Genomic DNA, 25,979 nt, shown 5'->3' on the forward strand with positions numbered 1-25,979 from the left:
GCTTCGGTGAGGAGACAGTCATGTCCATCGATACCCACAGCCCGCCTGTGACCAGTTTCCGTTGCGAAGCAGTCACGGCCGATACCATCGCTCCGCTTTGCATTCACAGCAGGCTGGCGAATATCCCCGGCTCTCAAGCCTCTGGCGTCGGTCACGCCGATGGCAGCCGCGACCATCCCGCCGTTCTGATCGGCCTCGCGCTCGCCTGCGTCCGGCAAGGTCCATTGGTGCCCGCGCCTCTGACGGCCAAGTTGAGTGTGCTTGCCGATCATGACGACGCTGCCTGCCGCCTCGTGCTCGACTGGCTTAGAAACCGCAATCGGCATCTCGGTCTGCTCTCAGACGAGTTGACCCGGTCGGCTCCGGCTGCGATGTCGACGAAGACACAGGCGGTTTATCGCTCTGTCGGCGAGCGCGTGCAGGCAGCCTCGGCGAAACCGGGTCACCTTGATGGACGACGGCGCATCCGGACACGGCCGCGCGATCCGGTGGCGATCCTTGAAACGGCAATTATTGCCGCGGAGAGCGGAGGGCGCGTCGATGGATAAACTCGCTCGTCTGCTCGTCCATCGTCTGCGGCATCTCGCTCGCCGCGAGGCACGCCGGGTCGCCCTGCGAAACGGTCTGCTCGAAGCCAGGATCGTTGATGTCGATGGTCATGTGCTTTGCCGCTACACACCAGCCTTCGACACGGCTGGGCTGACCGGCGATCTGGTTCGTGATGGTCTCTGGTTCCGGCGGCATTTTGGCACGAGGCTCGTCGCGCCGAACAAGAAGACCAACCTCACACCCGGCAAAGGTGGCGATCTCGCCCTGGCGACGGAGGCTGATGGCGAGACGCTTCCGTCGCCGCTGGTGGTCTCCCCCCTGAAGCGCCGTAGCGAGACCGCGCAGGACGCGTCCCTGGGTAACGACATTGATCGGCGTGCCTACTCGGTTCGGCTTGTCGATCTGGCAGCCGCCTCCCCACTGGTCAGTCATGTCGTGGCAGCGCTGGTGTTGGCGCGCGCGGTGCGCAGTAGCGGACGGTCGCTTCGGGAAATCGTTCACACCCTGACCCGTGTGACGCCGGTCGTCACGCTCCATGCGCCGCTTGACGGCTTCGAGCGGGAAGTGCTGCGGCTCCTCGAAAAGTCCCGGCTGGTGCCGGGCGGTCCGTTTGCAATGATCGAGTCAGATCTGATGTTCAATGACGATCACTTCGATGTCCTTGAAGGTGAGCCGCGCAGTTGTCTTATGACATTCTCTGGCGCAGGCGTGCATCGCGTCACCGGCAACGCCTTGCGTCGACGCATGATCAGCGCGTTGTCCCGCGACTTCCCGATCCTTGCCATTGCCGAGAAGCGATCGGACATTCCCACGCTTCTGCGCATCTCCGCCGACCTGTCGCTCGCAACGGGTAAACTCGATCGGAGGTTCGTCGCTGATCTGGTCGAGACACTTTATCCGGACAGGGCAATCGAAAAGCTAGGCCTGCCGTCGGATTCGCATGCGCGTTGGCTGTCGCTCGAGGATCTGGTCCTTGCGTTCCGGCCGGGACGGCATGTTCGCGACGTGCTGCATGTCCTTGCCACGCTGATCGAACGCAATCGCGGCGACTCCGAGAAAGAGGACGGTGATGGCAAGGGGGCTGGATCGGAGCCCTCCACGAAATCCAACGAGAAGGCGTCAGGATCGGACGAGAAACCGAAGGCTTCCGACAGCGACAGCAATAATCGCTGGAAAAAGGATAAACCATCAGGCGCGGACGTCATCCAGCCTGAGCCATTGCTGACGACAGGAGAGATCGGTGGGAGGTCAGCGATGACGGTCGAGACGCTCTCCGGATACGGCAGGGCCAAGGACTGGGCGCTCGATCTCAAGGCTGACCTCGATGATTACCGCGCCAGCATCCTCACCTGGTCGGAGATGAGCACCAAGCTGTTGCTGTCTGGCCCGCCCGGGACCGGCAAGACCACCTTTGCTCGGGCGCTCTGCAACAGTCTGCAGGTCCCGCTGGTCGTCACCTCGGTCTCGACCTGGCTGCAGGGCGGTCACCTGAATGACGTGATCGACAAGATGAACAAGACATTTGTCGAGGCCCGCGCCATGGCGCCGGCGGTCCTGTTCATCGACGAGATCGACGGCATCGGCAAGCGGCAGCCGGCCGAGCGGGAGTATTGAGACTACTGGAATGCCATCGTCAACAAGGCGCTGGAACTGCTCGACGGCGCCGTGAAATCCGAAGGATTGATCATCGTCGGCGCCACCAACCGCCCAGACGATATCGACGAGGCGATCAAGCGATCCGGACGGCTGGAGACCCATATCGAAATCCCGAAGCCCGATGTGCCGACGCTCGCGGAAATCCTGGCCCATCATCTCGGCGACGATGTGATGTCGCTGATCCGGGAACCGGTACCGGACGCCCAAGCAGAAGCCGATGATGGATTCTCGCTGAGAAAGATCGTCGCTGATCACCTGAAGGAAGAAGCAGAAGACGAACGGAAGGGAGCAAGCCGATGAAAGCGCCACAGAACACCGACACGACGGAAACGCCGGCAGCCGCGCAGCAGGACAATCCTGCCGACCCGATCCTGAGGCGTCTCGCCACGCGCGCCATGGGGCTGACAGGCGCCGATATCGAACGCATCGTCCGGGAGGCGCGATTGAAGGCGCGCCGCGGCAAGCGCTCGATCAACTACAAGGATATCGAAGGGGGCATTCGCGGTAACCGTCCGCCGGTGCCCTACGATCTGCGCTGGCGCTTCGCGTTCCACGAGGCCGGGCATGCGGTTGCCCATCATGCCCTCGATCTCGGCCCGGTCCGCGGCCTCAATATCGACACTGGGGAGGGTGCCTACAATCTGATCGGCTTCCATACATTCGGAACCAACACCCGCACCTGGTTCGAAAACGTGCTCACCGTGCTGATGGCCGGGCGCGCCGCCGAGAATCTGGTGCTCAAGCGCGTATCCAGCAGCTCGGGTGGTGGCGACGACAGCGATCTGGCGCGGGCTACACGGATTGCCTTCGACATGGAGCGAACGCTTGGCTTCGGGACCGAGCATCCGCTGCTTTATCGTCCCCATCGCGATCCGGGCACGATTCTCGACCGTGACGCCGAACTGGCCGCTCGCGTTCATGCCAGGCTGGAGGCGGCACTCGACCGCGCGGCGGCGATCCTCAGGAGGCGCAGGCCGACCTTCCATGCCCTCGCCAAGGCGCTGTTCGATGCCCAGGCAATGGATGAGAACGCGGTGCTGCAAATTCTGAGAGACGGTGATCCGCCGCCCTGAAGCTGATAGTCATGCGGCCGATGAAGAGAAGTGGAGTGCAGGATGAGCGTCGCGGTTGTCGCCCATTGCGATTGGAGCATGGAGCAGAAAAAGCGCTGGATGGCTGTGGCCATCAAGCGTGGCGGACAATGGCATTTTCAGTCTCCGGAACTCGTCGGCGACACGTCGCGCCTTCTCGACCGGCTGCAGCATCGCGCCGTCAATCCTGGCGCGCTTCTGATCGGCTTCGACTTCCCAATCGGCCTGCCGGAAGCCTATGCGCGCGCAGCCGGCGTCGGTTCTTTCCGGGAGGCACTGATATCGTTCGGCTCCGGTTTCTGGTCGGACTGGTACAATGTCGCTGATCATCGCGACCATATCTCGCTGCAGCGCCCATTCTATCCCGCCCGCCCTGGTGGCACGGCGCGCCATCTGTTGGATGCCCTTGGGATATCTGACGCGTCGTCGCTCCTGCGTATCTGCGAACGGGCGACCGCCGATCGCCAGGCGGCCTGCATGTTGTTCTGGACGCTTGGCGGCAATCAGGTCGGCAAAGGCGCGATCTCGGGATGGCGGGAAATCATCGTGCCGAGACTGAATGAGATCGGGCTATGGCCGTTCGATGGAAACTTGGCCGAACTCGCGGGCAGCAAGCCGATCATCATCACTGAGACCTATCCTGGCGACGTGTACCGTCAAATCGGCATGCCCCGAAATGGCTGGAGCAAGCGGCGCAGGCAGACCGGCTACGGATGGGACAGAGTATATTGCCTTGGCTTGCAGCGCGGCCGAACCTCGATACCGGTTTGCTTCAGCCGTTTATCGACGATGGCTTCGGCTCTGACAAAGCAGGCGAGGATCGTTTCGATGCCGTCATCGGACTGCTGGGCATGCTCGATGTCGTTGACGGCCAGCGGGGTGAAGGCATTCCGGCAATCGATGCCGTCCATAAATGGGAGGGCTGGATCCTGGGGCACCATCGTGATGATGTGACGTGATTTGAGATGAGATGAGATGTGGCACATTGTCGGCAACTCACATCAAGCCTCCAGCAACCTGAAACAAGTTGCGCTCATTTGATTCCGAACACCGGATTATTGATTCGGAACTCGAATACGACGATTCACCAACGCCGTTCGCGGCCGAACAGGTCGTCTTGACGTGAGATAACGTGCCTGCAACTCGAAACAAATTGCGGTCATTTGATTCATGGTTCTGCGCCGCCGATTCAAAGGTCGATATTTCTGATTCAGCCAAACAAGGCTTGCGCCGGTGGACCGATCCCCTGACCATTGAAGACGTTAGGCAGCGGGGAGGAGCAGCATGAATCTGAAGGCAGCAAGGCAACGACAGAAGGCATTTCGCGACGCCAACAGAAGGGCGAAGCGGCCTGACAGAGATGACGTGGCCCGGGTGGCGCTGTTCTGGCTAATCCGGCGGGCGATCGAAAAGGATCAGCAGATGGAGTTGGAGAAATTCCAAGGCAAGATCGTCTCGATGCTGGCTGACCAAGGGTTCGATGAGCGCGAATCCGACGCAGTATTCGATGACTTGGTCGCCAAGTACCGTACGGGTGGCTTGCCGTTTCGCAGGAAAATCCACCTGATCTATCCCGACGGCCTCGACGAGGAGGCTTGAGCGCGCCCACGTCCATTTGGTCTTTTGGCATCGGTTCTGCTTGCCCGACGAGGCCGATCCAACGCCTAACGGCGTTCGATGGAATTACGACTTCTCCCCCCATTACTTCGTAAAACGCCGTTTGATTCTGAATCGGATTTCCGGAGATGCCGACGGCTCCAATCCTTCCTTAATTCGCTTCGCGTAGCTCGGCCGGCCCCTCCCGCGGAGGGTCCGAGTAACGAACAGCATGAAGTGAAATGACCAAGCTAACTGCAATCAAAGCCTTCCAGCGTAAGATCGACGCCTATTGCGAGCTGCGCCTCTCGACCACCTTTTCCCGCGACGAAGCCGAAGCCCTCAAGGCCTACATGCGGCGGCTTATCGAGCGACGGTGCGGGCCGCCCCGGACGGCAGGCCGTACCGAATGGGATGTCGTTGCCCGCACCACCGGTATCGATCCTCGTTCGCTTGCACCGCATCACCGTTTGATCGACCCCGGGTTTGACGCCATCGTTCGTTGGAACAGGGACGGCGGACAAACCGCTGGATCAGCGCAAGAGGGCCTCCCGAAGCTCGGAGACGCACCGAGGTCAAGGAAAGCCAGCACCGAGAAACCGAAGCCGATAATCAAGTCGGCGCCTCCGAAAATTGCGCGTCCCCAAGTTGCCCCCGTGGTGCACAAGCCTGGCCTGAAGGTCGAGTTTCCGGAACCCTTGTTTCTCGAGTGGGATGACCCCGCGGGATTCGCCGAAGCACTTCAGCTTCACATGCGTCGCCACGGTGAGACCTACTGGGTTCTCTATCGATCGGTGGTGCGACCTGACGAGCCCATGGACAAGAATACGCTGCTCAGTTGGATCGAAGGTCGGCGCGTGCCGCGGAGCACTGATAGCTTCGACGTGCTTGGTCGTATCGAGCGCCGTTACCGCCTCCCGGAAGGCTATTTCAAAGCGAAGCTGCCGCACCAGTCACGATCGGCGTCCGGGTTTAATCTCTCGGGTATCGATCCTGCGGAGCGACGTAGGATCGCATGGCATCTACCCGATGACTTCAACTCGCTTCCATTCGCCAAGCGCGAGGAGATCCTCGATTGGGTCCGCCGTGTGATCATCAGCGGATCGACGGACTATCGCAAGTTTCAGGCTGCCGCGGCCAAGCAGCGCTACGCCATCCGCTTTCCCGGCGTATCGTATGGTGGGCGCGCGCCGCGTGATGGAAAGATCGCGGTACCGGCGAACTATGAGGAGACTTGGATTGAGGATCCCGACCTGTTGTCCGGCGTCATCGATGCGCCGCCGACACTTGCCATGGAGATGGCCGATCTGGTTCGCTTCAAGACATCTGCACTGACCTCGATTGGATTTCAGCGAAATGGTGTCTGGGGCGAGGAAACTGCTTCCCAGAAGATCGAGCATCTCGGCCTGATGTTCGGCGCACTTGCGGCGTCAAAGGCGGGAGAGATCAAGGGATATGGGGTGCCGCTGCGTCAACTGACCTTCGGGCTGCTAGTCTTTCCTGGCGTCTGGGACTGGTATTTGCAATGGCGCGAAAGCCGCCGGGGCTTCTATACGGCGTGGGAAGTCGACATGCTGCGGATCGCCCTGGCAATCACCAAGGAAAGCACCGGATGGCTTCGGCAACATCCTGAACTCTTGGCGCGTGCCCAGCCTATTGCCGGTCTCGTCTCGCAGAACGAGATCGATTATGCCCGGGAGGACTGGCATGGCGCCTGCGAGGATTTTCACAAACACGCATCCCACCGTGTCAAAGAGATCCAGCGCATCGCCCGGGTGCATCGTGATCCCTTCGAGCCGATCATGCCCGTGCTTGAAGCCGACAGCCCGGTCGGTGAATACCGGAAGATTACCGAAGAGATCATCCGCCTGATGCCTGACGAGGAGCGCTATCCGCGTCCGGCTGCCGAGGCGGTTCGCTCGTTCCTCATGCTGAGGCTAGGGCTGCATCTCGGGCTTCGCCAGAAAAATCTGCGGCAGTTGATGCTATGCCCACGGGGACAGATGCCGCGTCCGGAACGGGTGCTCGAAAAGCTCAAGCGCGGAGAAATCCGCTGGAGTGACCGAGACGGTGGCTGGGAGGTGTTGATCCCGGCAGTGGCTTTCAAGAACGCCCATTCGTCGTTCTTCGGAGACAAACCATTTAGGCTGGTGCTGCCCGATCTGCTCGACCTCTACCGCCACATCGATGACTACGTCGAGCGGCATCGTTCGGTCCTTCTTAAAAGTGCTGCCGATCCCGGGACGTTTTTCGTGAAGACGGTCAAGATAACGAGTACCGACGCAGCCTACGACATCACCAGCTTCTATGAGGCATGGCGGCTCACCATCCAGCGCTATGGCATCTACAATCCATACACCGGCCGTGGGGCGATTAAAGGTTTGTTGCCCCATGGGCCTCACAACGTTCGTGATGTGCTGGCGACCCACATCCTGAAGCAGACCGGCTCATACGAACAGGCGAGCTATGCGATCCAGGATACGGCGGACATGGTGGCAAAGCACTACGGCCGGTTCCTTCCGCAGGACAAGGCGGCATTGGCGGCACGAATTCTCAATCAGGTCTGGGAAGCGGCCTAGTCACGCAGCATGCCCGGGCGGAAATCATTTCCGCCCCGGGCTTCACTTCTTGCCTTCTCGCGCCCATGGCGGCGGCTGCTTGTTCTCGATCCACGGAAGAAGTCGCAGCGGCTTCGGTTCGATGGTCGACGTAATGATGGGATAGTGCTTGAGCGCGCTGCGCATCAATGGAAGGCCGGCCGGATTTGTGTATCGCGTGTTCGTTTCACTGCCTTCGCTCAATCGCCCCGAGATGTCATCGATCACTTCAGACGAGACGCCGGCCTGCTTCAGGGTGTCTGCCATGCCGTGGCGAAGGGCATGAATGGATCGCTCCCACATTTTTTCGCCAAGTGCGCCCCGCATGACAGGGGTGAAAGTGTCGTAAAAACGATCTCCCGGATCGTTCTCTGTCTTATCCGAGAACAGGTCTGGGAAGAGAGCTTCGTATCCTAGTCCTTTGATCGCCTGATAATAGTCGAGGAAGCCCAATCGGACCAATTCGTCGGGCATGGGTAGCAGTCGTTTTGATTGCGCGGTCTTCAATCGCCTGATGCCATTCGTGCGAAGGAGGATGACATATCCGTCCTCGTCTTTTGCAATGTCGTCGACCGCGAGCCCCGCGAACTCTTTGCGTCGGGGGCCCAGGTAAGTGAACAGGATCGGCAGATAGTAAAGCGAATCGTGGAAGACGTGCTTGCCCGGTTTCCTCCGTTTTCCGCGTAGATGATCCTGCGACCCCGTATAGATCGGACTTGCGAAAATCGGAGCGATGTCTTCGGGCTTCGGTTTGTATTGTTGGTGACGGATGTCGCCTGCTTTGGGCTTTCGTGGGCGCAGGCCTTCAAAGGTCCAGTTTTCGATTTCGAACCCATGGCCTTTCAGATGCTTCAGGAAGTGCTGTAGGTTTCCGAAGTGCTTTCGGATCGTTCCGGCAGCAAGGCCAACCTTCGCATCGGCACCCGAGGCCTCGGCTGCTTTGCACAGCTCATGGCCTTTGGCGCGCAGTTCCGGTGCCGACATGATCCTCATCCGGCTGCTTCGGCCCCAGTCTGTCGGGATGTCGTTGAAGTGCTGACGCAGCAGGCCGATGTGGTACTGCTCGACCTGCCCGGAATGCTCCACGCCATGTTCTACAAGAACCGATTTGAACATCCGCACCAGCGCCATGGCGTCTCGCCCCGTTTCTGCGGTCCATTCTTCGCCCATGTTCGCGATGAGTTTCTCGCACTCTTGCTCGAAATCCGCGACAGCAACCATTCTCTGGCTGGGCCTTTGAATGCCGAGTGCCCCCTTCTCGTTTGGCGGTGCCGTACGTGGCGAAAGCTCGAGGTAAGCGATTTCCGGTGCTTCCGGGATGTCAGTCTTAGTCGGCGCCGGCTTGCTCTCTTTGGCCAGCCTCAGCGAGGAAGCGGCAGCAGGTTCAAGCTCGACGGTCTTCTCCTCGACCACAGATTTGCTCGCTCTGCCGCCACCTGTGAATTCGCTTAAGCTGCGGTCGACGAGGTCGTGGCGTTCGTCGATATCCAGTAGGGCCGCCGCGCGTGCTTCGAACATTTTCGACATGGCGCGTTCGCGATTGAGCGCCGTGTCCTCAATCTCGAAGTGGTAGATAAGTCGTCTGATGCCGTCTTCAAATCCAGGGCTGCGAGCCGTGCTCAGCTCGCCACGATAGTTCGCCCGGATGGCATCGACATGCGAGGCGGGCACTCCGTTCTTCAGGAGGTAGGTGAGACCAGAGCAATCGCCTTCGAGGATGAGCTCCGACCGGGTCCCGAACTTTGCCAGGAGTTGGCAAGCCCATCCAACCTCGAGATCGAGCTCCATCTCGACGACATCGCCACCGCGACCGTTGCGTTTGGCCATCGTGCTGACGTCATCGAGCCTCTCGATTTCTTCATCCCGTACGTGCTCGAACAGAATCTGGAGCTGCTTCTTGGTGGTCATCACGTCCTTCGAATTCATCTTCAGTTCGGCCAGCCGCGTATTGAGCTTCCGGCCGATCATCTGAGCCTTTTTATGGTCGGAACAATGAAGGCTGAGTGAAAGGCGAGTGCCGGGGCGGCAGTGGATGAAGACGGCCGGTACGCGCGCCCGCCAATAGAAGATGTTTCCGCGGCGGATCAGATTCTCGACCTCGTGGCGTACGGCCATGACGAATGCCCTGTCTTCCCCAGGGCTCGTCCGTCGCGTTATTTCGCGTGGGCATCACCTGTGGGCTACAGTTCTGGGCATCCGGTCGCCAATGATGCCAAAACGATATCCGGCACGACTGGAAAATCAAGGAATTAAGGGCTTTTTAGGAGAATTGGCTGGGGAACCTGGATTCGAACCAAGATCGACGGAGTCAGAGTCCGCTGTTCTACCATTGAACTATTCCCCAGCAAGGGCGAACCGGCGGGCGGTTCAGCTGGTGTGCGGCGCTTATAAACAAAAGCCCGACGATTGCAAATACCCGTTTTGAAAAAAATCGGCCTTCTCGGCCAGGGCTGAAATTATTCCGCAAATCCCTCTCCCAAAAAAGAATTTGGTGATTTTGGCGGGCGCTGATATTCTTGCGGCAACGCAAAAATCGAATGAGCGCCTGCTGCATACCTCAGGGAGTTGCGCGGCGCGGTGGAAAAACAACGTGGAAGACCCCGAAGGCGGCGTAAAGCCGCAATTTGACGGGGCGTCGGCGGCAGGGCGCAAGGACGGCAAGAAGTCCAGGCGTCGCAAGGGCAAGCGCGGCGGGCAAACCCGCAGCGCCGCTCATCCCGCTTCGCATGAGCTCTCCGGCAATGCCGGGCAGCCAGCGCGCCCAATCGAAGATACCGCCGGACATCCGGCCCGCAAGCGAAAGCGGCGCCGTCGCGGTGGCCATGGCGTTTCGCAGGAGGGCGCGCTTCGACCCCAGCCGATGGAACAGACGGGCGTCGCAGCCAATGCTGTGCGGTCTGATGGCGATTCGCCGTCGAGCCGGCGCAACCGCCGCAAGCACCGCGGCAAGCGCGGTCTGCAGGGCCGGCCGCTGACATCGGCAAAGCCTTCCCATATCCAGCTGCAGGAAAACCGGATTGAAGAGACGGCGCGTGCTGCCGTTCCGCGCGACGTTCAGAACGGTGCCGGCCGCAAGGGCCGCCCGGAGGGCAACGCGCACCAGGGCGATCGCCAGGCGCCCGAGCATGCCTGGCCCGAAGAGCTCTATGCCGCTCTCGATCTCGGCACCAACAATTGCCGCCTGCTCATTGCCCAGCCGACCCGTCCGGGCCAGTTCCGCGTCGTAGACGCTTTTTCCCGCATCGTCCGGCTCGGCGAAGGCCTGGCGGCAAGCGGCCGTCTATCCGACGAGGCGATGGAAAGGGCGATCGAGGCGCTGAGGGTCTGCGCTTCCAAGCTCCGCAACCGGGAGATCCGCCGCATGCGGCTGATCGCCACCGAAGCCTGCCGCCAGGCGGTCAATGGCGAGGAATTTTTGGGTCGCGTCGTTGCCGAAACCGGCCTCGAGCTTGAAATCATAGATCGGGAAACCGAGGCGCGGCTTGCCGTCTCCGGCTGCTCTTCGCTCGTCGGCCGCGAGACACGTTCCGTCGTGCTCTTCGATATCGGCGGCGGTTCGTCGGAAATCGCCGTCATCCGCATCGGGGACAATCGCTTCAGCCGGCTTGCCAATCACATCACCCACTGGACGTCCCTGCCGGTCGGCGTCGTGACGCTGTCGGAGCGTCACGGGGGGCGCGATGTCACGCCGGAGCTATTCGAAGGCATGGTGCGCGAGGTCGAAGGCATGCTTGGGCGTTTCGATTGCCCCGAGATCGAAATTGCCCAGACCGGCGATTTCCACCTGATCGGCACGTCGGGCACGGTGACGACGCTGGCCGGCGTCCATCTCGACCTGCCGCGCTACGACCGGCGCAAGGTCGATGGCATCTGGCTGTCCGACGACGAGGTCTCCGCCATGCAGGCAAAACTGCTCTCCTGGGATTTCAACAGCCGCGCCGCCAATCCCTGTATCGGGCCGGACCGGGCCGATCTGGTGCTCGCCGGCTGCGCCATTCTCGAGGCGATCCGCCGCCGTTGGCCGAGCCCGCGCATGCGTGTTGCCGATCGCGGCTTGAGGGAAGGCCTGCTCACCGACATGATGGCCGATGACGGCGTGTGGCGGCGCAATCGCAACCGCCGCGGCCAGCGCGCGAAATAGGGGAAGGGCATGACCAAGGCACCGATCGCCGGAAATCGCACCGGCCGCAAGCTCGGCCAGCGCGTCAAGAACAAGAAGATGAAGGCGTCCTCCCGCCAGTGGCTGCAGCGCCACATCAACGATCCCTATGTGCAGCGCGCCCAGCTCGAAGGCTATCGCGCCCGCGCCGCCTTCAAGCTGCTCGAGATCGACGAGAAATACCACATCCTGCGCGGCGCAAGGCGGATTATCGATCTGGGTGCGGCTCCCGGCAGCTGGTCGCAGATCGCAGCCAAGGTTACCGGTTCGACCGACGAGGATATCCGTGTGGCCGCGATCGATTTTCTGGAGATGGCCCAACTTCCCGGCGTCAAGATCCTGCAGCTTGATTTCCTTGATCCGAGTGCGCCGGAAAAGCTGATGGAGGCCGTCGGCGGCACGCCCGATCTCGTCATCTCCGATATGGCAGCACCAACCACCGGCCATCACCGCACCGACCACCTGCGCACCATGCATCTGTGCGAAGTCGCGGCCCACTTCGCCATCGAGGTGCTGGGGGAGGGCGGACATTTCCTCACCAAGACCTTCCAGGGCGGCACCGAGCGTGATCTGCTCGCCATGCTGAAGCAGAATTTCCGCCAGGTCGTTCACGTCAAGCCGAACTCGTCGCGCGCCGAATCGGTCGAGATGTTTTTGCTGGCCAAGGGCTTCAAGGGCCGCAAGGCGGAAGGCCACGCAGAGGAAGCTTGATCTCGGGCCGATCCCGGCCGATGATGACGGTCCCATGCTTCTTTACGTCACGCTCGGAACCAACGACCTCGATCGCGCAGGGCATTTTTATGATGCCGTTCTGCCTTTGCTCGGCTATCGCCGCCAGCATTATTCGCAGGAGGAGATCGGCTATTCCGCCGACAGCGATACGCGCTGCCGCTTCTGGGTGGTGACGCCCTTCAATCGCCGCCGGGCGACGGCGGGCAATGGCGCCATGGTCGCGTTCACGGCCGAAACGCGGGCGGCCGTCGATGCCTTCCATGCGGCGGCGATTGCGGAAGGCGCCGCCGATGAAGGCGGGCCGGGCCTGCGCTCCTACCATGCCCATTTTTATGCCGCCTATGTCCGCGATCTCGACGGCAACAAGCTCTCCGCCGTCTGCGAGAGCCCTGAATAGAAGCTTATTTCGCGGCCTGCTGCTCGGCCTCGATCGGTCCCGCCAGCCGTCTTGAGCGGTGACCGGAAACCAGCGCGCCGGCGTTGCGGTCCATCCTGATGAAGGGAATGGTCGCAATCACGGTCAATCCGGCGATGATATAGAAGGCAAGGTGGAAATCGGCCACATCAAGCGCCTCGCCGCTGAAATAGATCGCGCTTTCCAGGATGGCGGCCGCGACCGCGACGCCGAGCGCCAGGCTGATCTGCTGCATCACCGAGCTCATCGAGGTCGCCTGGCTCGCCTGCGCATCGTCGATATCGGCAAAGGCAAGCGCATTGACGCCGGTGAACATGAAGGAGCGGGAGAAGCCGCCGATGAGCAGCACGCCGATGATGACGAGATGCGGCGTTGCCGGCGTGAACAGGCCGGTGATGACGGTGACGGCGGTCGTTACCATGGCGGCGCCGAGCAGCGTCGTGCGGAAGCCGATGGCTGCGAAAACGCGCTTTGCCATGAATTTGGTGGTGATCGCGCCGATCGCGCCGGCAAAGGTGATGAGGCCGGATTGGAACGGCGTCAGCCCGAAGCCGAGCTGCAGCATCAGCGGCGTCAGGAACGGCATGGCGCCGACGCAGATGCGAAACAGCGTGCCGCCCACGGTCGAGGCGCGGAATGTCGGGTTCCTGAACAGGCCGAGGTTGAGGATCGGCGCCGGGTGGCGCTTTGCATGGCCGATATAGAGGAAGCCGCAGACGAGGCCGATGCCGGTGGCGGCGACGCCGATGATCGGCGGCAGGGCCGGCAGGCTGACAACAGACAGGCCGAAGACGACGCCCGCGGCCGATAGCGAGGTCAGCACGAAACCGGTGAAATCGAGCTTCGGCGGGGCTGTCGCCTCGACCTCCGGCAGGAAGATCGTCGCCAGCCAGATGCCGATGATGCCGACCGGCACGTTGATCAGGAAGATCCAGTGCCAGCTGAAATAGGTGGTGATGAAGCCGCCGAGCGGCGGGCCGGTGAGCGGGCCGACCAGGGCCGGGATGGTGAGCAGCGCCATGGCCGAGACCAGATCGCTGCGCTTGGTCGTGCGCACCAGCACGAGACGGCCGACCGGCGTCATCATCGCACCGCCCATGCCCTGCAGGAATCGGGCAAAGACGAATTCGACAAGGCTGGAGGAGATGGCGCAGAAGATCGAGCCGATGACGAAGACTGATATGGCGAGCCGAAAGATCTTCTTGGCGCCGAATCTGTCGGCCATCCAGCCGCTGACCGGAATGAATACCGCAAGCGCCACCATGTAGGAGGTCAGCGCCAGTTTCAGGGTGATCGGCCCGACATGGAGGTCTGCGGCGATCGCCGGCAGCGCCGTCGAGATCACGGTGGAATCCATCTGTTCCATGAAGAGAGCGACGGCAAGAATCAGGGGGACGATGCGGTTCATAGGCGGGAGCCTTGATGGGCGCGGATGGAAGCTGGAAGGCCCGTGCTGTTTAGTCCCAGTTCAGGGAGCTGCCAATGCTCAAATCCGCTTCGATGCGATGTTTGCTTCACGTCTGCGTGAGACGGCTTGTCCGACAAGCTCCGCTATCAAGATTGACATATGTTTACGCCGCCGTGGCAAGAAATCCGGCGGGGTGTCATCGGTCGCGCAGCGACAAAGCACGCGTCATGGGGGATGGATATATGGCAATTTCGACGCGAATGACACGGCGCACGCTTTTTGCCGCAAGCCTCGGCCTGCTGGCGGCGCCGGCAATTTTGAGAGAGAAGGCCGAAGCGGCCGTCACTGGAGCAAGCAGACGTATGGATATAATGCCTTTACCCGAAATCAATCAGTTCAAGCTCGGTTCCTATAGGTTCACCGTCGTCAGGGACGGGATCAATATCTCCGAAAAACCTTATGAGACCTACGGCACCAATCAGGATCCCGAAACCGTCCGGGCGTTGCTGACGGCAAACTTCCTCCCCGCCGACAAGCTCCTGAACGGCTATGCGCCTGTTCTCATCGACACCGGCTCCGATCTCATTCTCGTCGACACCGGCTTTGGCGCGGCCGGCCGCGCCCGCGGGCTCGGAAAGCTCGCCGAGGGCCTGAAGGTGGCGGGATATTCGCCTGAGGACGTGACTTTGGTGGCTCTGACCCATCTGCACGGCGATCACATCGGCGGGCTGATGGAAGACGGCGCGCCCGCCTTCCGCAATGCCCGCTATGTCATCGGTGCGGCCGAATATGATTTCTGGTCGAACACCGCGCGTGAGGGCACGCCGGCCGAGGCCGGGCACAAGGCGGTGCTCGCCAATGTGGCGCCGCTTGCCGAAAAGGCCACCTTCATCAAAGATGGCGCCGCCGTCGCGCCCGGCGTCACCGCGATGCTGGCGGCCGGCCATTCGCCGGGGCATATGGTATTCCACGCCGAATCCGAGGGCAAACGCATGGTGCTGACCGGCGATACGGCCAACCACTATATCCTGTCGCTCTTGCGTCCGGACTGGGAGGTGCGTTTCGACATGGACAAGGCGCAGGCAGCCGCCACGCGCCGCAAGGTTTTCGACATGATCGCCACCGACAAGATCGCCTTCCTCGGCTATCACATGCCGTTCCCGGCGGTCGGTTTCGTCGAGCGGCAGGATGGTGGCTATCGCTTCGTGCCGAAGACCTATCAGTTCGACATTTAATCCGGAGTGGTCCGTGCTTTTCCGGAATTGCTCTCCGTGCATGGCACCCATGACGAGCCCGGCGCACATGCCGGGCTTTTTACTATTTCCTTCCTGTCATAGACGTGTTACCAGCCCTCGCCAACTTCCAAGCAACTCATGCACACCGCCGGGGCGGACGATTCGTTTCCGGGACGGGTTGCATTTTTCTTAACTGAAGGAATTTGGCCATGGCCCGCATCATAGAAACGGCAACCGGCGCGGACGCGCTCACCTTCGACGACGTGCTGCTGCAGCCCGGCCACTCCGAGGTCATGCCCGGCCAGACGAACATCGCGACCCGCATCGCCCGCGATTTCGAGCTCAACATCCCGATCCTCTCCTCGGCCATGGATACCGTCACCGAAAGCCGTCTGGCGATCGCCATGGCCCAGGCCGGCGGCCTCGGCGTCATCCACCGCAACCTGACGCCAACCGAGCAGGCCGAAGAAGTCCGCCAGGTGAAGAAGTTCGAAAGCGGCATGGTCGTCAATCCCGTCACCATCGGGCCGGAGGCAAAGCTTGCCGAGGCGCTCGGCCTGATGAAGTCGCATGGCATTTCCGGCATCCCGGTCGTCGAGAAGTCCGGCCGCCTCGTTGGCATCCTCACCAACCGCGACGTCCGCTTCGCCTCCGATCCGGAGCAGAAGATCCACGAGCTGATGACCAAGGACAATCTGGTCACCGTCAAGGAGAACGTCGATCAGCAGGAGGCCAAGCGCCTGCTTCACTCGCATCGCATCGAGAAGCTGCTGGTCGTCGATACCGAAGGCCGCTGCGTCGGCCTGATCACCGTCAAGGATATCGAGAAGTCGCAGCTGAACCCGAACGCCTCCAAGGATGCGCAGGGCAGGCTTCGCGCCGCCGCCGCCATCAGCGTCGGCGATGACGGCTTCGAGCGCGCCGAACGGCTGATCGAGGCCGGCGTCGACCTTCTGGTCGTCGATACCGCCCATGGCCATTCGCAGCGCGTGCTCGATGCCGTCACCCGGGTTAAGAAGCTCTCCAATTCGGTGCGCATCATGGCCGGCAACGTCGCCACCTATGACGGCACCAGGGCGCTGATCGACGCGGGCGCCGACGCGGTCAAGGTCGGTATCGGCCCGGGTTCGATCTGCACGACGCGCATCGTCGCTGGTGTCGGCGTTCCGCAGCTCGCCGCCATCATGTCGGCCGTCCAGGCCGCACAGGATCAGGATGTGCCCGTGATCGCCGATGGCGGCATCAAGTTCTCCGGCGACCTTGCCAAGGCAATCGCCGCCGGCGCTTCCGCCGTCATGATCGGCTCGCTGCTGGCCGGCACCGATGAGAGCCCGGGCGAGGTCTATCTCTATCAGGGCCGTTCCTTCAAGGCCTATCGCGGCATGGGCTCCGTCGGCGCCATGGCCCGTGGCTCGGCCGATCGCTATTTCCAGGCGGAGGTGCGCGACACGCTGAAACTGGTGCCGGAAGGCATCGAGGGCCAGGTGCCGTATAAGGGGCCGGTCTCGGCCGTGGTCCACCAGCTCGCCGGCGGCCTCAAGGCGGCCATGGGTTATGTCGGCGGCAAGGATATCAAGGATTTCCAGGGACGCGCCACTTTCGTGCGCATCTCCGGCGCCGGTCTTCGCGAAAGCCACGCCCATGACGTGACGATCACCCGCGAGAGCCCGAACTATCCGGGCGCCGGTCTCTGACCATGAAGGCGGGCAGCGCAATTCCGCTCTGGATCATCACGCTGCTCGCCGCTCTCTGCCTTGCCGTGCTCGCCTGGACGACCTTTGGCTTCGTCGTTCCCTTCAAGCATGAAACCGGCCAGGCGGTGCTCGACACCTATTTCGCCGGTTACGACGAATCCGCCGTCTTCCACATGCAGAAGCTGCTCGACGGGAACGAGACGGCAGCAAAGCTGCTCAGCGCGATGTATTTCGGGCCGGAGCTGATCTTTCCAGCATTGCTGACGGCGCTGCTGTTTCTCGCCTTCCTCAGGCTCAGTCCCCTCAGCGCCTGGTTCGGACGATCGCTTCCCCCGCTTGTCGGCAAGGCGATCTATCTGCTGCCCTTCGTCTACGGCGTCGCCGACTATGGCGAGAACATCTCGAGCCTGGTCGCCTTTGGCGACAGTCCATCCGCAAGCCTCGCAGCGCAGCTTCTGCCATGGATGACAAGGCTGAAATTCGCAAGCCTCGCCATCTCGTTTATCGTCCTTGTCAGGCTTGCCGTCGCCCGTTGGCTGTCGCCAGGCCGAGATTGAAGCAGCTATCAGCTCCTCCTCCGCCAAACCGGATTTGACAGTCTCGCCATCATGAAATCGGAAAGGACCTCGACCTTCGCTGGCCGGCTCCGCGCCGAAGGTGTGACGAAATACAGTGCGCCGGTCGGCAGCGTCCAGTCGGGAAGGATTGGCGTCAGCTGGCCGTCGACGAGATAGTCATGTGCGAGAAATTCGGGCAATTCGATGATCCCGAGGCCCCGTAGCGCCATTGGCACCAAAACTTCAGAATTGGTGGCCCTGAGAGAGCCGCTTGGCACGACGACCTCCTCCTTGCCTTCACCGTTGCGAAGGCGCCAGACATCCTGTCGCGCCCTGTAGGCGTATCCGAGGCAATGGTGAGCCGCCAGTTCGCGGGGATGTTCCGGCACGCCGTAGCGATCGAGGTATGCGGGTGCAGCCAGAATGAAGCGGTCCACCGGCGTCAGCCTGCGCGCGATCAATGAGGAATCCGGCAAGACCGCGATTCTGAGGGCCGCGTCGAAGCCGTCTCCCACGATATCGACGACGGCATCGCTCATGTGCAGGTCGATGGAAATCTCCGGAAAGAGCTCGAAAAAGTCAGGCAGGATCGGGGCCAGCCAACGTGTTCCGAAGTCCATCGGCGCGGCAAGCCTGATGAGCCCCTTCGGCCGGGTCGCAAGCTCCCGGGCGGCGTCCTCTGCCATCTCTGCCTCAGCATAGATCCGCGCGGCGCTGTCGACCAGTCGCAGGCCGAAATCGGTCAAAGCGAGCTGCCGAGAGGTGCGGTTGAAGAGCCTTGCGCCCAGCCTCTGCTCAAGACGGCTTACGGCTCGCGAAACCGTCGGCACCGACACGCCGAGCGTCTGCGCAGCCCGCACGAAAGAGCGCTCTTCGGCGACCTTGGCGAACATCGCCAGTCCCTCGAAATCTGGAAATTTCGTCATTTCATTCCTGAAACAATGGCTTTCAATTCTTTCTATTCCGAAACGATGCCCCCGTCCATATCTCAGCTTCAGTCGAGCCAAAGGAGACGACAATGACACAAAGACTGAATGCGAAGATTGCGGTTATCACGGGCGCCACATCAGGCATTGGCCTTGCCGCCGCCAAGCGCTTCGCAGCTGAGGGCGCGCGCGTTTTTATCACGGGCCGTCGCAAGGATGTTCTCGACGCAGCACTCGCTGAGATCGGCGGTAGGGTAGTAGGTATTCAGGCGGATTCAGCCAATCTTGCCGACCTCGATCGCGTCTACGAGAAGGTGAAGGCAGAGGCCGGAAGAATTGACGTGCTCTTCGTCAACGCAGGTGGCGGCTCCATGTTGCCCCTCGGCGAAATCACCGAAGAGCAGTATGACGACACGTTCGATCGAAACGTGAAGGGGGTTCTCTTTACGGTTCAGAAGGCCTTGCCACTGCTTGCGCGAGGATCATCGATCATCTTGACGGGATCGACGGCAGGCTCGACCGGCACGCCCGCCTTCAGCGTTTACGCTGCATCGAAAGCCGCCTTGCGCAGCTTTGCGCGCAACTGGATTCTCGACTTGAAGGATCGCGGCATTCGGATCAACACGCTCAGTCCTGGTCCGACGGAAACGACCGGACTGGTTGAATTGGCGGGTAAGGACCCGGCCCAACAGCAGGGCTTGCTCGATGCGCTGGCGGCGCAGGTGCCAATGGGCAGGGTTGGCCGTGCCGAGGAAGTTGCCGCTGCCGCACTCTTCCTCGCCTCGGATGATTCCAGCTTCGTCACCGGTGCCGAACTCTTCGTCGATGGCGGCAGCGCCCAGGTGTGAAGCCAATATCGGGTTTGCGGATGTCAGCGGCGCGCCGCTGGCATCCGCTTATCCTTTCCGCTAATGCTGCCGCCAACATGCAAAAGGGGAAAGGAAAATGACGATCATGACGGGCTATGAAATCTTCTGGCCACTCCTGGCCCACGTGGCCTTGGTCTATGGTCTTTATGCGCTTCTCGGCGCACGCCGGGCAAAAATGGTCCGCGCCGGCAAGATCGCGAAATCCGATTACCGCGAAAATCGCGACGAACCGGCCGAGAGCCTTGCCGTCAAGAACTGCCTCGCCAATCAGTTCGAACTGCCCGTGCTATTCTACGCCTGCTGTATACTTCTTTATGTGACCGAGGCCGACAATATCGTCGCCGTCGGCCTCGCCTGGCTCTTCGTCGCCTTGCGTTACGCCCATGCCGCCGTCCATGTCAGCAGCAATGATTTGCGCTACCGCAGCCCGCTCTTCGCCGCCGGTTACCTCACGCTGGCCGGCATGTGGCTCTGGCTCGCCGCGTGGATGGTGATGGGCTGAGGCACGAACGGGCCGTCTGGTCGTTCGGGCGTGGTGAGGGGGATGATCTGCGGGCTTGGCGGAGAACGCCGGGCTCTCGACGCCAGCCTTGAATTGCTCTCAACGAAGGCACTGCGCTCGGGATCGCCTGACCAGATCGCGGAGGACGCGCAGCAGCAAGAGGTTAAGGCGACACTGCGTGTGAAGGTCTAAAAACCTCTGGGTGACCATTTCCTCGCAACGAAAAGTCGCGACATCGGCCTTTTCCCGCAAAACAGAATTTCGCAACTATTTCAACTATTTTCTATCCGGCTGCAACTGCTGGGATCGGCTGAACTTCCGATTCTCATGAGCGTTTGAAGGTCGTTAAATTGCGAGTCTTTCCGTTTACGCCTGATGAAGACCTGCATGTCATATCCGCTGGACGCGCTGGTGGCAGAAGCTTCCGCGCGCAACAATAAGAATGGGAACGACATGGGCGCGGAAAGTATGGACCGCATCGGCTTGCGCAGGAAGCCGAAGCAGGAGCGCAGCATCCAGAGGCTGGATCTTATCCTCGCCGCCGCTGCCAAGATTATCGCCAAGAAGGGCGTCAGCGCCATGCGGATGACCGAGCTCGCGATTGCCGCCAAAGTGCCGATCGGCTCGGTCTATCAGTATTTCCCGGAGAAAGCGGCGATCGTCAAAGCTCTGTTCGATCAGCACGCTTCGGCGATCCAGGCGAAGACGGCGGCGATGTTTTCCGATGTCCAGTCGCTCGACCAGGCGCTCGACCTCGTCTGCGATATCATCGATTGGTACTACGATTCCTACCATGACGATCCCGTCTATCTCGGCGTCTGGATGGGGACGGAGACCGATCAGGATCTGCTTCGGTTGAATATAGAGCATAGCATCCGTGTCGCCGGCATCTTTCACGACGCCGTGCGCAGGCTGGCTCCCGACCTTTGCGACGAGGAACTGTTCGCGCGCACTTACCTTTTCAGCCACCTGATCGGCGCCGTCATCCGGCTTGCCGCCGTCAGCGAGGAGGGCCTTGCGCGGCACATGCTCACCGAATGGAAGCGCGTCATCCGCGCCTCCCTTTTCACCGAGGCCGCGCCGCGCGCCGCCTGAGAGCCTCTACCAGCTCGGCACCATATTGGCGGCCTTCAGCCGCGGATAAAGCCGCGCCTGCGCGGATTTGACGTCCGCATCCAGGCCGTCGTCGATGACGGCAGGCGTGATGTTGTCGAGGCAGGCCGTGATATGCGCGGTGATCGCGTTCATCAGCGAGATCGAAACGCCCGGCCGCTTCATGATGCCGATCTGCACCGGCGGCAGCGCCGGAAAGCCGTCTGCCTGGCTCAGCACCTTCATGCCCGTCCGCAAGGCCGATTCCGGCATCACCGAGACTGCCATGCCGGCAAGCACGGCCGCGGCGACGACGGTGCAGGACCAACTGGTGAACAGGATCTGGTGCTCGCGCCCGACAGCATCGAGCGCCGAGCAGGCGAGTTGGCGCCATTGGCAGTCACGGCGGCCGACGGCGAGCGGCACCGGCGCGTCGTCGCGGATCGGATGGTTGGCAGAGCCGACCCAGCAGAGCGGTTCGGTTCTCACCACGTCGGACATGCGCTCGCGCGGATTGTGGGTGACGAGGGCGATATCGAGCTCGCCCTTGTGCATGCGCTCGGCAAGGTCCATCGACGGCTCGCAGACGATATAGAGCTCGACGTTCGGGTGCGTCTTGGCAAAGCGGCCGATGATCTCCGGCATGTAGCGATCGGCATAATCGTCCGGCGTGCCGATGCGCAGCATCCCCTCCAGCCTGTTGTCATCGAAGGCGGCGATCGCCTCATTGTTGAGGCGGATGATGCGCCGGGCATAGTTGAGCAGTTTCTCGCCCTCGACCGTCAGCCGGTTGCCGCGGCCGTCCTTGATGAAGAGCTGCTTGCCGATACGCTCTTCGAGGCGGCGCATCTGCATGGAGACGGCCGATTGAGTCTTGTAGACCTTGTCGGCCGCCTTGGTGAAGCTGCCGGAATCGACGATGGCGATGAAAGTCTGCAACTGGTCGAGATCAAGAGGCGCGGACATGGTATCACCCATAAAGATAGCTGATGATAATCATTAGAAACATTCGTTGGACTGATCAATAGGTCTTTGGCATCTTCGGGATGCAAATCAAGCAAAGTGAAGGACAGACACCCTGCCTGTCCAAGCAAATTCAGCCTTATCCCCTCTCGCACGACCTCGCGGGAGGGGCTGGGTTGTTGCGTGCCCGAGAAAGGAGAGTTCGATGCACACGACAGACCGAACACTAGAACTCGACTGCAGCAAGCTGACCCCGACGCTTTTCCAGCGTCTGGTGGCAGGCCTCGCTCCGCTGGTCTCCCTCTTTCGCGGGTTTCGCAATCGAATGGAGGTCAACGGGCTGCATGATCTGAACGACAGTCAGCTGAGGGATATCGGCCTCACCAGGGCCGATCTGACCTCCGCGTTCCTGGCCTCGACCTTTTTCGAGGATCCGTCGGAACATTTGACGCGCTCGGCGCGCAATCGCTGGCGCCTGCAGCTCTTCCGCCCTCACGAGGAGTAGGAGCGTCGAGTTTCCCCGCAGGGTGATAGCCAATAGCCCTGCCGCTTGACCCGGTGATCGGCTTTTCCCAAGCCATCTCCGGGTTTTTTTATGCCTTGGTTTCAGAGGGCTTCGGCCGGTAGGTTTCGAAAATCGCTTCCAGGTTTCGCTGGTAGCTCTTCTGCACTTCGAGCCCGCTGTCGAACATGGCGTTCAGCATGTCGGTATAGCTCTCGGCAGCGGCTTTCGCCTCTTCCTTCGGCGCCTCCGGCGTCTTGGCCGCCGGTTGTTTGGCTGCTGGTTGTTTGGCCGCGGCCGGCTGGCCGAGCCCGGCCATCATCTCCTGGAAAGCCTTGGCAAAGGGATTGTCGAGGAACGGGTTCGGCTGAGGCGCCGGTTCCTGTTTCGGCATCGAGAACATCAGCTGCATCGCCTGTGTGAAGGGATTGTCGAAGATGCTCGGTTCCGGGGCCGCCTTCGGTTTCGGCGCAAAGCCGGTGCTCTCGAGCCATTTCTGAATGGTCTCGCCCATGGCCGTGTTGACAAAGGGGTTGACCGGCGAGGCCATCTGGCCGGTCGACTGCTTGAACAGGCCGCCCATCAGCGTGTCGGCCAGCACCGGCAGCATCTGCTTGTAGATATCCTGGCCGATGCCGGTCATCTGCGCTGCCTGGGCGGCGACCGCCCGCGAAACCTCTTTCGAGCCGAAGAGTTGGGCGAGGATGTTGTTGCCGTCGGAAATGCCCTCCGGCGTGAAAGCCCGGCTCATATCCTCGAAATAGCGCGCATAATTGCCGGAGGCGACGGCCTGCATCAGCCCGACGAAATCATAAGGATTGCTGGTGCTGCGCTTCAGGCCGGCGGAAAAGGCCGGCATCAGCGCCGCCATCGCCTTGGCCGCCTGTTCCTGCGCCAGGTTGAACTGCCGCGCAACCGCTTCCATCGCGGCGCCGTTCTGCGCCTGCATCATCATGTCGAAGAGTGGCAGCATGGAGGTCCCTTTCCCCGAGTCGTGACGCGTGTGATGCCACTATATCCGGAAAAGGTACTGTGCAAACGGCTTTTTGCTATAAGAACTTAAAGCCGTTCCGGCAAACCTGTGGGGCGTTTTTCCGAACCCGATAAAAACCTGGGAAGGCTCAGTACTGATAGTCCTCGAAGACCGGCTCGACGGAGCCGTTCCAGCGGCCGCGATAGAGCGACAGCAGATCCTCGGCGAGCGTCGCCTTTTTGGCGAGCACCTCGTCGAGCGGCGCCAGGAAGATGCTTTCGTCCTGGCCTTCGCGGTTGAGCTTGCCGCGCGCCTTGAGGCCGGTCCTCGATATGCCGACCACCTCGCGCGCCACGTCGAGCAGTGCATGCCCGCGAAACTGAGCCTTCAGCCCTTCGGCGGGCACGGCGTCGCGCAGGGCAGCGACCTCGCCAAAGCTCCAATCCTTGGTCAGTTCGTCGGCAGCCTGAAGAGCCGCATCATCGTAGAGCAGGCCGACCCAGAAGGCCGGCAACGCGCAGATGCGCCGCCACGGGCCGCCGTCGGCGCCGCGCATTTCGAGGAAACGCTTCAGCCTGACGTCGGGGAAGAGCGTCGATAGATGGTTCGTCCAGTCGCCCATTGTCGGTGCCGGGTCGGCGACCTCGCCCTTCAGCGCCCCGTTCATGAACTGGCGGAAGGTGACATGGGTGCAATCATGATAGCGGCCGTCGCGGACAATGAAATACATCGGCACGTCGAGCGCCCATTCGGCATAGTCGCGGAAGCCGAAATCGTCGCGGAAGGTGAAATCGAGCAGGCCCGAGCGCTTATTGTCGACATCGCGCCAGATATCGCCGCGCCAGGAGAGCAACCCGTTCGGCTTGCCCTCGGTGAAGGGCGAGGATGCAAAGAGCGCGGTCGCCAAGGATTGCAGCTTCATCGAAACGCGCATCTTCTGGCGCATGTCGGCTTCCGAGGAGAAATCGAGATTCACCTGGATCGTGCAGGTGCGGTACATCATGTCGAGACCCTTGCTGCCGACCTTCGGCATGTAGCGGGTCATGATCTCGTAGCGCGATTTCGGCATTTGCGGCGTTTGCGCATAGGTCCATTTCGGACTGCCGCCGATGCCGAGGAAGCGGATGCCCATCGGCTCGGCGATTTCGCGCAGCGTCGCCAGGTGCTGGTTCGATTCCCTGCAGGTTTCGTGGAGCGTCTCCAGCGGCGCGCCGGAGAGTTCGAACTGGCCGCCGGGCTCGATCGAGATCGCCCCCATGCCGCTCCGCTCGGCGAGGCCAATGATGTTGCCGCCGTCCATGATCGGCTCCCAGCCGCTCTTTTCCTGGAGGCCTGTAAGCAGGGCCGAAATGCTGGCATCGCCGAAATAGGGGACCGGGCTGTTGTCGGCGCGGAAGAAGGCGAATTTCTCGTGTTCGGTGCCGATCCGGAAGCGCTCCCGCGGCTTGTTGCCCGCGGCGATGTAATCGGTCAGATCCTGAACCGAAGAGAGCGGTGTCTGGTCGGTAGTGTCGCGGGCCATGCGGGTACCTGTATTCGAAAAAAGTGCCCAGGGGGCAGGGCAGCTGGAAGGCTGATTAGGACCCAAGTCACGTCTGTTGCAAGTGAAATTGTTTCAACGACGCATCAAAAAAATAGCAGCAATTTCCATGTCCACCCGTTTTCGCCGTCAGCTCCAGTCGCCGATCGCCGCCTGCACCACGGCGAGCGCCGCAACGGCCGCCGTATCGGCCCGCAGGATGCGCGGTCCGAGCGGAATGGCGGTGACGAAATCGAGGCTTCGAAGCCGCGCCCGTTCCTCTTCCGAAAAGCCGCCTTCCGGCCCGACGAGCAGCGCGAGATGTTTTTCCCGGATCGCCGACAGCACCGGCAGCGGGTTCTGCCCGGCGTCGCCCTCGTCGCAATAGATGATGCGACGCTCCTTCGGCCAGCGGTCGAGCAGGTCGGAAAGCTTCACCGGCTCGGCGACGTCAGGTATGCCGAGAACGCCGCATTGCTCGGCCGCCTCGACGACATTGGCGCGCAGCTTGTCGAGATTGGTGATCTTGCCCTGCACGTGCTGGGTCATAACCGGCTGCAGCAGCCCGGCGCCCATTTCCACCGCCTTCTGCACCAGGTAATCCATGCGGCCGACCTTGAGCGGCGCAAAGAGATAATGCAGGTCGCAGGGAGCGGGCTGCGGCCGCATCTGTTCGATGGCCGTCAGCAGGATGCGTTTGCGCGTGGGGAAGCTGAGGCTGGCTTTCCACTCGCCGTCGCGGCCGTTGAAAAGCAGAATCTCGGCATCGGCCTCCATCCTCAGCACATTGGCGAGATAGTTGAACTGTTCGGCATTCGCCTCGATGGCGGCGCCGGCAGAAAGCGGCGCGTCGACGAAAAGCCGTTGCATGCGGAAATTGGCGCGCATTGAAAAACTCACGGGGTTCAGAGCATGATGCCGAAAAGCGTGAGCGGTTTTCGGAC

At 61.5% G+C, this 25,979-nt stretch carries 22 protein-coding genes, 1 tRNA gene and 1 pseudogene; 16 read left to right on the forward strand and 8 right to left on the reverse strand.

Going from position 1 to position 25,979, the window contains the following annotated elements:
- Window positions 1-20 precede the first annotated feature (20 nt).
- The 6 genes and pseudogenes from AMC88_RS04175 to AMC88_RS04205 all read left to right on the forward strand — a co-directional run bounded on the left by AMC88_RS04175 (window position 21) and on the right by AMC88_RS04205 (window position 7,471).
- Window positions 21-548 (forward strand): hypothetical protein, encoded by a 528-nt coding sequence (locus tag AMC88_RS04175; protein ID WP_064829884.1) that lies wholly within the window; start codon window positions 21-23, stop codon window positions 546-548.
- Window positions 541-2,505 (forward strand): annotated as a pseudogene (locus AMC88_RS34645) (AAA family ATPase). Before AMC88_RS04175 ends, AMC88_RS34645 begins: the two are co-directional and overlap by 8 nt.
- Entirely contained in the window at window positions 2,502-3,278 is a 777-nt protein-coding gene (locus AMC88_RS04190) for an ATP-dependent metallopeptidase FtsH/Yme1/Tma family protein (protein ID WP_064829887.1), read from the forward strand. The pseudogene AMC88_RS34645 and the gene AMC88_RS04190 overlap by 4 nt, the downstream one beginning before the upstream one ends.
- Before the next feature lie 42 nt (window positions 3,279-3,320).
- Complete coding sequence (locus AMC88_RS04195; RefSeq protein WP_208613670.1) at window positions 3,321-4,250, forward strand: DUF429 domain-containing protein; 930 nt, start codon at window positions 3,321-3,323, stop codon at window positions 4,248-4,250.
- A gap of 330 nt (window positions 4,251-4,580) precedes the next feature.
- The gene (locus AMC88_RS04200; protein WP_064829888.1) at window positions 4,581-4,895 is read left to right on the forward strand and encodes a hypothetical protein; all 315 of its coding nucleotides are present in this window, start codon (window positions 4,581-4,583) and stop codon (window positions 4,893-4,895) included.
- A 239-nt stretch (window positions 4,896-5,134) separates the two neighbouring features.
- Window positions 5,135-7,471, forward strand: a complete 2,337-nt coding sequence (locus AMC88_RS04205; RefSeq protein ID WP_064829889.1) for a hypothetical protein — start codon at window positions 5,135-5,137, stop codon at window positions 7,469-7,471.
- Window positions 7,472-7,513: 42 nt separating this feature from the next.
- Here AMC88_RS04205 and AMC88_RS04210 read toward each other — a convergent pair whose 3' ends face one another.
- Window positions 7,514-9,604, reverse strand: a complete 2,091-nt coding sequence (locus tag AMC88_RS04210; RefSeq protein WP_064829890.1) for a site-specific integrase — start codon at window positions 9,602-9,604, stop codon at window positions 7,514-7,516.
- A gap of 155 nt (window positions 9,605-9,759) precedes the next feature.
- A tRNA-Gln gene (locus AMC88_RS04215) sits at window positions 9,760-9,833 on the reverse strand.
- Window positions 9,834-10,079: 246 nt separating this feature from the next.
- Here AMC88_RS04215 and AMC88_RS04220 point away from each other — a divergent pair.
- The 3 genes from AMC88_RS04220 to AMC88_RS04230 are packed head-to-tail and all read left to right on the forward strand — an operon-like array spanning window position 10,080 to window position 12,777.
- Window positions 10,080-11,630 (forward strand): Ppx/GppA phosphatase family protein, encoded by a 1,551-nt coding sequence (locus tag AMC88_RS04220; protein ID WP_064824853.1) that lies wholly within the window; start codon window positions 10,080-10,082, stop codon window positions 11,628-11,630.
- A gap of 9 nt (window positions 11,631-11,639) precedes the next feature.
- Window positions 11,640-12,359 carry an RlmE family RNA methyltransferase gene (locus AMC88_RS04225; RefSeq protein WP_012482788.1) on the forward strand — a complete coding sequence of 240 codons (720 nt, stop codon included), beginning with the start codon at window positions 11,640-11,642 and terminating at the stop codon, window positions 12,357-12,359.
- Window positions 12,360-12,393: 34 nt separating this feature from the next.
- Entirely contained in the window at window positions 12,394-12,777 is a 384-nt protein-coding gene (locus AMC88_RS04230) for a VOC family protein (RefSeq protein WP_016734702.1), read from the forward strand.
- Between the two features lie 4 nt (window positions 12,778-12,781).
- Here AMC88_RS04230 and AMC88_RS04235 read toward each other — a convergent pair whose 3' ends face one another.
- Complete coding sequence (locus tag AMC88_RS04235) at window positions 12,782-14,203, reverse strand: DHA2 family efflux MFS transporter permease subunit (protein ID WP_012482790.1); 1,422 nt, start codon at window positions 14,201-14,203, stop codon at window positions 12,782-12,784.
- Between the two features lie 242 nt (window positions 14,204-14,445).
- On the opposite strand from AMC88_RS04235, the gene AMC88_RS04240 reads away from it, so the two are divergent.
- The 3 genes from AMC88_RS04240 to AMC88_RS04250 all read left to right on the forward strand — a co-directional run bounded on the left by AMC88_RS04240 (window position 14,446) and on the right by AMC88_RS04250 (window position 17,689).
- The gene (locus AMC88_RS04240; RefSeq protein WP_012482791.1) at window positions 14,446-15,438 is read left to right on the forward strand and encodes an MBL fold metallo-hydrolase; all 993 of its coding nucleotides are present in this window, start codon (window positions 14,446-14,448) and stop codon (window positions 15,436-15,438) included.
- Window positions 15,439-15,647: 209 nt separating this feature from the next.
- On the forward strand, window positions 15,648-17,132 hold the full coding sequence (gene guaB / locus AMC88_RS04245; protein WP_012482792.1) for an IMP dehydrogenase: 1,485 nt from the start codon (window positions 15,648-15,650) through the stop codon (window positions 17,130-17,132).
- Between the two features lie 2 nt (window positions 17,133-17,134).
- Entirely contained in the window at window positions 17,135-17,689 is a 555-nt protein-coding gene (locus AMC88_RS04250) for a hypothetical protein (protein WP_012482793.1), read from the forward strand.
- Between the two features lie 8 nt (window positions 17,690-17,697).
- Here AMC88_RS04250 and AMC88_RS04255 read toward each other — a convergent pair whose 3' ends face one another.
- Complete coding sequence (locus AMC88_RS04255; protein ID WP_041683553.1) at window positions 17,698-18,615, reverse strand: LysR family transcriptional regulator; 918 nt, start codon at window positions 18,613-18,615, stop codon at window positions 17,698-17,700.
- A 92-nt stretch (window positions 18,616-18,707) separates the two neighbouring features.
- Between AMC88_RS04255 and AMC88_RS04260 the strand changes: the two genes are divergently transcribed.
- The 3 genes from AMC88_RS04260 (at window position 18,708) to AMC88_RS04270 (ending at window position 21,081) form a co-directional block, all read left to right on the forward strand.
- On the forward strand, window positions 18,708-19,463 hold the full coding sequence (locus tag AMC88_RS04260; RefSeq protein ID WP_012482795.1) for an SDR family oxidoreductase: 756 nt from the start codon (window positions 18,708-18,710) through the stop codon (window positions 19,461-19,463).
- 106 nt (window positions 19,464-19,569) lie between these two features.
- Window positions 19,570-19,986 (forward strand): MAPEG family protein, encoded by a 417-nt coding sequence (locus tag AMC88_RS04265; RefSeq protein ID WP_012482796.1) that lies wholly within the window; start codon window positions 19,570-19,572, stop codon window positions 19,984-19,986.
- 453 nt (window positions 19,987-20,439) lie between these two features.
- Window positions 20,440-21,081: a TetR family transcriptional regulator gene (locus tag AMC88_RS04270; RefSeq protein WP_064830074.1), complete on the forward strand. Its 642-nt coding sequence runs from the start codon at window positions 20,440-20,442 to the stop codon at window positions 21,079-21,081.
- Between the two features lie 6 nt (window positions 21,082-21,087).
- Here AMC88_RS04270 and AMC88_RS04275 read toward each other — a convergent pair whose 3' ends face one another.
- Window positions 21,088-22,044 carry a LysR substrate-binding domain-containing protein gene (locus AMC88_RS04275; protein WP_012482798.1) on the reverse strand — a complete coding sequence of 319 codons (957 nt, stop codon included), beginning with the start codon at window positions 22,042-22,044 and terminating at the stop codon, window positions 21,088-21,090.
- A gap of 202 nt (window positions 22,045-22,246) precedes the next feature.
- Between AMC88_RS04275 and AMC88_RS04280 the strand changes: the two genes are divergently transcribed.
- Window positions 22,247-22,546, forward strand: a complete 300-nt coding sequence (locus AMC88_RS04280) for a YjiS-like domain-containing protein (RefSeq protein WP_064824854.1) — start codon at window positions 22,247-22,249, stop codon at window positions 22,544-22,546.
- An 88-nt stretch (window positions 22,547-22,634) separates the two neighbouring features.
- On the opposite strand, the gene AMC88_RS04285 is transcribed toward AMC88_RS04280, so the two are convergent.
- The 3 genes from AMC88_RS04285 to AMC88_RS04295 form a co-directional block, all read right to left on the reverse strand.
- The gene (locus AMC88_RS04285) at window positions 22,635-23,516 is read right to left on the reverse strand and encodes a DUF937 domain-containing protein (protein ID WP_064829891.1); all 882 of its coding nucleotides are present in this window, start codon (window positions 23,514-23,516) and stop codon (window positions 22,635-22,637) included.
- A 148-nt stretch (window positions 23,517-23,664) separates the two neighbouring features.
- Window positions 23,665-25,038, reverse strand: a complete 1,374-nt coding sequence (locus AMC88_RS04290) for a glutamate--cysteine ligase (protein ID WP_064824856.1) — start codon at window positions 25,036-25,038, stop codon at window positions 23,665-23,667.
- 147 nt (window positions 25,039-25,185) lie between these two features.
- Window positions 25,186-25,923, reverse strand: coding sequence for a 16S rRNA (uracil(1498)-N(3))-methyltransferase (locus AMC88_RS04295; protein WP_064824857.1), 738 nt, complete (start codon window positions 25,921-25,923; stop codon window positions 25,186-25,188).
- Between the last annotated feature and the right edge of the window lie 56 nt (window positions 25,924-25,979).

Origin of the sequence: Rhizobium phaseoli, assembly GCF_001664385.1 — a bacterium.
In the GTDB taxonomy this organism is placed as follows: domain Bacteria; phylum Pseudomonadota; class Alphaproteobacteria; order Rhizobiales; family Rhizobiaceae; genus Rhizobium; species Rhizobium phaseoli.